1 protein-coding gene is annotated in these 1,353 nt (G+C 47.4%); it reads left to right on the plus strand.

Annotated features, from left to right (window positions below; translation table 11 throughout):
- The coding region (locus ESV85_RS22105; RefSeq protein WP_146921520.1) for a right-handed parallel beta-helix repeat-containing protein at window positions 1-1,353 on the plus strand (1,353 nt) is incomplete at both ends.

Raw genomic sequence — 1,353 nt, forward strand, 5'->3', positions numbered from 1 at the left:
GCCAACCAGTACCAGAGTTTTTACCATAACAACATCAATACGACAGGCAGTGCACAGGGGCTTTACTACAGTGGTTCTGGTGGGGCAGGAAACAAAATCAAGAACAACATCTTCAAGTCGAACACGGGTTATGCGGTGAACGTGGCGAACTCGACTGGTTTGGATGAGATGGATTACAATGACTTTTTTACCTCAGGTGTTTATCTGGGAAGATGGGGGAGTTCCAATGCAGGTGATCTTTCCGATTGGCAGGGGTTATCTTCGAAGGATGCCAATTCCCTGAATGCCGATCCTCAGTATGCGAGTGATACCGATCTGACAGCGAGTTCTCCGGCTTTAGCGAATGCAGGTATTCAACTAGCCGAAGTCCCTGAAGATATCAATGGAGATCTTAGAAAATCAACTCCTACCATCGGAGCGAATGAATATGATGCGGCAGCGTTAGTGCCTTTATCAGGGATCTATACAATAGATGTATCAGGTAGTGGAAACCGAAATTTTATAAGCTTCCAGGAGAGTGTGGATGCAATGGTTTTGAACGGACTTGGTGGAGCTGTTACGTTTCAGGTAGCAGCTGGAACTTATACCGAGCAGATCTTGATACCGGATCTTTCTGGAGGATCGGCTAGCAATACGGTGACCTATGAATCAGCAACAGGAAATGCGGAAGACGTAATTGTGACCTTTGGAGCTACGGTTAGCGGGACAAACTATGTGATCGGCTTTGACAATGCGAGTGATATCATCCTGAGAAACCTAAACCTAGTAGCAACAGGATCAACCTACGGACGAACAGTAGTGGCATTGAACCGGGCGGATAATCTGACGATTGAGGGCTGTATTCTGGAATCACCGATCACTAACAGCACAAGTACGGATCGTGGGAATGTGGTGTTCCTACCAGCAATTTCGAGTAACCTTCGTGTTTTGAACAGCACGATCAGGGGAGGTTCGACAGGGATTTATTATCGGGGATCGGAGAGCGGAGCCTCAAGAGGAAGCGGAGGAGAGATCCGCAACAATGAACTGACCGATCAGTTTTATCGAGGAATGGTGCTACAGTACCTGACTGGAGCAGAAGTCACTGATAACAGAGTAGTTTTATTGGGATCATCATCATCGAGTTCGGATGGGATTTATGTGGACGAGTCAGAGGGTGCTTTCCGCTTGACTGGGAACAGGATTGAAGGAGCAAGCCAATATGGGTTGTATATGACCAGCTGCACCGCCACAGCAGGCTCACCAGCTTTGATTGCCAACAACCATATTCATTCGAAGGCGGGTAGCTATTCGGTGTACTTTGCCGCCAACCAGTACCAGAGTTTTTACCATAACAACATCAATACGACAGGC

It is taken from the genome of Algoriphagus aquimarinus, assembly GCF_007997215.1.
Lineage (GTDB): Bacteria > Bacteroidota > Bacteroidia > Cytophagales > Cyclobacteriaceae > Algoriphagus > Algoriphagus aquimarinus_A.